We start from the raw sequence: 6,064 nt of genomic DNA on the forward strand, positions 1-6,064 counted from the left end.
TTCAGTTGTCCTAGTGACACAGAAAATGTTTCTGAGAAGATAATGCCATTCGCCTCACAAGCTCGGCTCATCTTACGCAGAAATAGCAAATCAGTGATTTGCAAACCAATTTCTGCGTCCCCATCGTCTAGAGGCCTAGGACACCGCCCTTTCACGGCGGTAACAGGGGTTCGAATCCCCTTGGGGACGCCACTTACTTATTTTAAGTAATCATAAAAAGCAGTATGACTGCAGCACTCTCTATCAGCAAAATAATAAAGAGTGAAAAATCTCTTGGTATGCCACCTACTATTCATTAGTAATATAGCTTTTAATAAAAAGTATCTAAAATCAGTTTACCTGCATTTCCATCACTATTTCAAAACTATCCAGTGAAGTTAAAATCTCAAAATTAAATAATTTAATATAATAACTCCTATATATTATTAGTTTCTTTCCTTTCTTTATATTCAGCTTAAATATACTTCGCCTATGTTAGGGTACATATAAACGTCCAAATAAATAGGAGGTTATATGGCAAGTGGATGGGCACGCGATGGTGCAATTCAAGAACAAATTGACGCAAGCGTTAATGACGCTGTGCAGTATGCTAGAAGTAATTTAGTTTCTGGAGCCAGTGCCGAGCTATGTGAAGAATGTGATGAACCAATACCACAGGCACGAAGACTTGCGGTACCTGGGGTTAAGTATTGTGTAAGCTGCCAAGCTGACCTAGAAGGTAAAGGCGGGCTTTCAAAAGGGCTTAATCGGCGTGGCAGTAAAGACAGTCAGTTACGATAAAAAGGTGCATACAGCACCTTTTTTAATATCGTATCAGAGTTGAGCTTAGATAATTAAAAAGGGGTTAGTAAACCTATTAAATAAATTTACTAAAATTTATTCATGTTCTCTTTTTTCTTAATAAGTTCAATTGAGTAGCCATCTGGATCTTTTACAAACGCAATTTCTGTTGTACCACCCTTTACTGGTCCTGGTTCACGGCTAACGTTACCACCAGCGCCCTTTATATCTTCACAGGCTTTATAAATATCATCAAACTCAATGGCGATATGACCATAGGCATTACCTAAATCGTAGCTGTCGGTATCCCAGTTATAGGTTAGTTCAAGTACTGTCGTGTCAGTTTCATCACCGTATCCTATAAAGGCGAGGGTGTAGCGGTACTCTTCGTTATCAGCACGGCGTAACTCTTTCATACCGAGCACTTGAGTATAAAACGCAATTGATTTATCTAGATCAGCAACCCGTAACATGGTGTGTAGTAAACGCATTTAAACCTCTTAAAATTCACATAAATTTTGATAACGCAGCTACTTTGTAACGACTACTGCTGCGCTGTTAAAATATCAATAATCCGATTATAAATTATTTCTGTGAGCATCACAGTATCATTGCCATTAGTATTTATAAACTGTACAACGACTGTATCGATATCCTTATAATAACGAGCAATGCTTGAATACCCTAATACCCAACCCGTGTGTTCATACTTATAAAGCGATGTATACAAAGCTTGCTCTTGTTCGTCGAAAAAAGCGCCTTTGTTTAAAGCAATAAGAAAGTCGCCTATATCTTGTGCGGTAGCCACATAGCCTTGATCGAGTGCTTTAAAATCATTCTCATAACCTACGTAGTAACCACTCATCAAATCAACTAAATTTATTTCATGTACTGATGAAAACGTATTCGTTAGGCCCAGTGGCGTTAAAATTTCATCTTTAATATATTGGTTGTGATCATAACCCAGTGCGTTAGACATAATTTTTCTCAGCAACAAATAATTAGTATTAGAATAGCCATAATCAGCATCAGGGCTAAAGTCCGCGGGTTCATCGAGCACTAATGCAAGTGGATCAGGGTAGGTGATTGACCAATCAAAATTATCGGTGTCTGTGTAATTGGGTATGCCACTTTTGTGTTTTACCATCATTCGCAATGTAATTTTATCTGCGTTTTCAATGCGCCCAATTAATGATGGAAGATAATCAGCCAGTGTTTTATCTATTTCAATACGTCCAGCGGCTGAAAGTTTGGTTAAAGCTGCTGCATCATATAACTTTCGAATGCTGCCAATTTTAAAAAGTGCATTAGGGTATGCGGGTATTTTTTGCTCTCGATCATGCCAACCATTTGCAAAATATTCAGGTTGCTGTCCTTGTTTATGAATATAAACAATAATGCCATCGATTCCTTGTTCAATAGCCTCTTGTGTTTGTGCTTGAACGTTAGCGGGCAGTGGGTGAAAGTAATATAAAGCAAACTGCCAAGGGGCAAAAATGTATATGCTAGTAAGAGTAACAATGAGAGCTGCAACGCGCAGAAGCGTGAGCGCCTTTTTGTTCTTCAACTGTATCATTGCATTCTGGTCTCATTTATTTTTGGAGTGTGAGGATCAGCTCTTTATTCTACTAAACAGCAATATCATGTGATATTGCTGTTTAGTTATAAGGAGTTCAACTCTATTAAAATATACTTTTTACTTATTAGCTTTGCCCTTAAGAACATAGATTTCACCATCAAAACTCCCTTGAATCGTCAAACCTTGTCCTGCTAGCTCTTTAAGGTACTCTATGTGTTCCTCTGTAATATGCTGGCCAGGCACCAAAAGCGGAATACCTGGCGGATAGGGGGTAACTAAACCGGCACAAATACGGTTGTTACTTTTACCGATAGGCACAGATTCGCGCTCGCCATAAAAAGCATCACTTGGAATACACGCAAGGTCTATAGCGGGTAGGTTTTCAGGCAAGCGAGATCGTCGCGTCGATTTTGACAACTTCACTTTACCGCTGTCGAGTTTTTTGAGCGCATTATAAAGACGAATTATTTTTGAGCGCGTGCCGCCAAGGGTGAGTAATACCAAAATGGTACTGTGGGTGTATTTTTCTATTTCTAAGCCAATTTCATCCAGCAGGTATTTATGAATATCCTTTAACGAATAAGGTAATTCGTTAATGTCGATGAGAATTTTTAGCGGATCGTGACCCATGTTATCACCACTAAAGTGCGGAAATATTTCCATAAAGTCTTGCTTACCTAGTACTTTAATTTGTTTGAGAGAAGCCATCTGTTGTTTAAATTCTTCCACATGGTTCAACAAAGCATTGAGTAACTTATAGCCTTCCATCTCTAATTGCTTTTGGCACACATCAAGCGACGCGATAAGCTGATATTTTGGCGATGTACTGGCGTAAATACTGTAAATCTCACGAAAGAAATCAGCATCGAAATCAGGGTCGTTAACATGAATATAAGACGCTTGAGAAAACGCCGATACCACTTTATGCGCCGAATGAGTGACGTAGTCAGCGCCAGCATGAATGGCGGAATAGTATCGTAGGCTTGGATGAAACAGCGAGTAAGCAAACCATGCCTCGTCAATAAATACTTTAATACCATGTTGATGGGCAAAATCGACCACCTGTTTCAGATCGCTCAGTAGGCCATCGTAAGTACAACCGGTGAGAACCAGCAATTTTGCATCGGTATTTTGTTCTATCGCTTGTTTTATATCGGCCAACGACGGCGGCGCAAAAATGCCATATTTAGGATTTAAAATACTCGACAAATAAACAGGTAAACTCGCTGATTGCAAAATGCCATAGTGCACAGATTTATGACAATTGCGGTCGATGATCACTTTATCGCCCTTACGCAGCAATGTCTGCAAGATGATTTTATTTGAGGTAGACGACCCATTGGTAACGAAATAGGTATGCTTGACTTCAAACGTCGCCGCTGCTGACTCTTGCGCACGGCCAATGGTATTAGTGCTATCTGACAATGAACCTAACGAATCAACAGAAACCGACAGATCGCCCACGAACACATTACGACCATAAAACTGATAAAAATCTTTAATATAAGGAGAATTTCTAAAGCTCGAGCCGCCACTGTGACCTGGTGTGTGCCAAGAATCGTTTGCTTCGCCAACATAGCGGCGGTACGCAGTCCAAAATGGGGTCTCTGAGCGGTCATCGAAATCGTTGATCATATAGCCTAAAATTGCTTCAGGATCAGAAATTACCTCATCTTTAAAAAAGAAAGACTCAATCTCCTCCGACTCATTAACGATTTCAAGCCCCTTCGTATCATCGCCAATAACATAAACAGGCAGCTCAAGGCGGATCCCTTTTAACTGCTCGATAAAGCGACTATAAGTGCGTTCGCCAACCTTATTTTGCAAATCCCAGCTAAGCACTACAGCCTGAATATCACCATCTTCCTCTACAATGTCCAACGCTTGTTTTAGCTCAAGACGCTCAATAATATCAATATGAATATCATCTCGCTCAAAATTGACAATGGTCTTCGATAGATTCGTTGAAAGCTCTTGTAAGGTGACTGGATCTTGCTCAATTAACAAGATACGAAGTATTGGTAGCATAGGAATTCTCGTAATAAAATTTCATAATGCTCAACAGCATAACTAAAGGATTGACGCTTGTGAAATTAATACTTTGAAAATGTTCCAATAATTTCTTTTCGCAGGGGCAGGTATAAGCGTTTATTTAATTAATTTGTACTATAGAAAAGTCAAGGTGCCTAAGTTTGACACCTGCATTAAGAAATAGAATGTATTGGTAGAGGAACACTCGCCATGTAGCTACTCAGTTTTATCTTTAAACTCACATAAATCTTCAATAATACAGCTGCCGCATTTAGGTTTTCGCGCTACACAGGTATAGCGGCCATGCAGTATAAGCCAGTGATGAACATCGACTTTAAACTCTTTAGGCACTAGTTTTTCGAGCTTCTTTTCTACTTCAACAACGTTCTTACCTATTGCAAACTTAGTAAGGTTTGATACACGGAATATGTGCGTATGTCGGCCACCCAAAATATAATGAACGTAGAACGAAAATACTTACTTTTTCAAGACTGCTTTGAGCGATAAGCGGTCATTGATACTGGTCAAATATCGTCGTTAATAGATTGGTTAAACTGCTTTTTGCGCATATATTCATGAAAATAAGCGCTGAGCGCATATTGTTCTATTTAACTTTACCTAAAAACTTTAGAAAACATAGTTATAGTAATACCTTAGGTTATTTGTTAAAACTATATAATGTAGAAAAATGAGCGTGGAGTCGGCAGAAATATGCGCGATGAGCGCACTATTAAATGTTAGCTGCTTTGAGGTCAATCATTAGTAAGGTGTCATAATGAGAATTTTGGTAACAGGCTCTGCAGGTAGGGTCGGGCGTGCAATCTATATTAAATTAATGCGAACACATGACGTTGTCGGCATTGATAAAACACCTTGCTCAACAGCCGATTACATTGGTGATATCTGTGATAATGCTCTGATTGATGGGATTCTTGAAAATATTGATGTCATCGTTCATACAGCGGCTCTTCATGCTCCTCATGTTGGTTTAGTACCTGATTCAGAGTTTCAATCTATTAACGTAGATGCGACTGAGAAATTGGCTTTGGCTGGGGTGCAAGCAGGTGTTAAACACTTTATTTTTACCAGTACAACGGCGTTGTACGGCTATGCTTCGACACCTAAAGGTATTGCAGGTTGGGTTAATGAAGAAGTCACCCCGCAACCCAAGTCGATTTATCATAAAAGTAAAATTGCAGCTGAAGCTAAACTAGAAGAAATTTCAAATCTGTTTCAGCTTCCAGTTACTGTGCTGCAAATGTCGAGATGCTTTCCTGAGCCTGCAGATTTAATGGCAGTATTTCGCCTGACTCGTGGTATTGATGCTAGAGATGTAGCCAATGCTCATTTATGTGCTGTGGAAAGCCGCTTAAGCGGTTTTAATCGTTTTATAATCTCAGGTGCAACACCTTTTCATTTTTCTGATTGCGAAGCTTTATACACTGAAGCTGGAGCTGTTATCAAACGTAAATGTCCAGAAATAGCGCTAGCATTTAAACAAAGAAATTGGCAGCTACCTCAAAGCTTAGATCGTGTATATGATTCATCGTCTGCATGTGAGAAATTAGGTTGGTTACCTATACATGGTTTTGAAAGCGTTTTGGAAATGCTAGATACTGAAACAGCAGAAGTATTGCCAATTTTAAAACGCAGCTAATCGGGTAGCCGGAGGTC

At 39.3% G+C, this 6,064-nt stretch carries 5 protein-coding genes, 1 tRNA gene and 1 pseudogene; 3 read left to right on the plus strand and 4 right to left on the minus strand.

What is annotated here, in order from left to right; translation table 11 throughout:
- The first annotated feature begins 116 nt into the window (after positions 1-116).
- Positions 117-192: transfer RNA gene (locus CWC14_RS11925), tRNA-Glu, on the plus strand.
- A 321-nt stretch (positions 193-513) separates the two neighbouring features.
- The gene (locus CWC14_RS11930; protein WP_008115225.1) at positions 514-780 is read left to right on the plus strand and encodes a DksA/TraR family C4-type zinc finger protein; all 267 of its coding nucleotides are present in this window, start codon (positions 514-516) and stop codon (positions 778-780) included.
- An 89-nt stretch (positions 781-869) separates the two neighbouring features.
- On the opposite strand, the gene gloA is transcribed toward CWC14_RS11930, so the two are convergent.
- The 4 genes and pseudogenes from gloA to CWC14_RS11950 all read right to left on the minus strand — a co-directional run.
- Positions 870-1,271 carry a lactoylglutathione lyase gene (gloA, locus tag CWC14_RS11935; RefSeq protein WP_138563090.1) on the minus strand — a complete coding sequence of 134 codons (402 nt, stop codon included), beginning with the start codon at positions 1,269-1,271 and terminating at the stop codon, positions 870-872.
- 53 nt (positions 1,272-1,324) lie between these two features.
- Complete coding sequence (locus CWC14_RS11940) at positions 1,325-2,356, minus strand: serine hydrolase domain-containing protein (protein ID WP_138563091.1); 1,032 nt, start codon at positions 2,354-2,356, stop codon at positions 1,325-1,327.
- Between the two features lie 120 nt (positions 2,357-2,476).
- Entirely contained in the window at positions 2,477-4,387 is a 1,911-nt protein-coding gene (locus CWC14_RS11945) for an aminotransferase class V-fold PLP-dependent enzyme (RefSeq protein WP_138563092.1), read from the minus strand.
- A 219-nt stretch (positions 4,388-4,606) separates the two neighbouring features.
- Positions 4,607-4,825, minus strand: a pseudogene (locus CWC14_RS11950) (iron-sulfur binding domain-containing protein); the annotation flags it as partial.
- Between the two features lie 340 nt (positions 4,826-5,165).
- On the opposite strand from CWC14_RS11950, the gene CWC14_RS11955 reads away from it, so the two are divergent.
- On the plus strand, positions 5,166-6,047 hold the full coding sequence (locus tag CWC14_RS11955; protein ID WP_138563093.1) for an NAD-dependent epimerase/dehydratase family protein: 882 nt from the start codon (positions 5,166-5,168) through the stop codon (positions 6,045-6,047).
- Positions 6,048-6,064 lie beyond the last annotated feature (17 nt).

Source organism: Pseudoalteromonas sp. S3260, from assembly GCF_005886925.1.
In the GTDB taxonomy this organism is placed as follows: Bacteria; Pseudomonadota; Gammaproteobacteria; order Enterobacterales; family Alteromonadaceae; genus Pseudoalteromonas; species Pseudoalteromonas tetraodonis.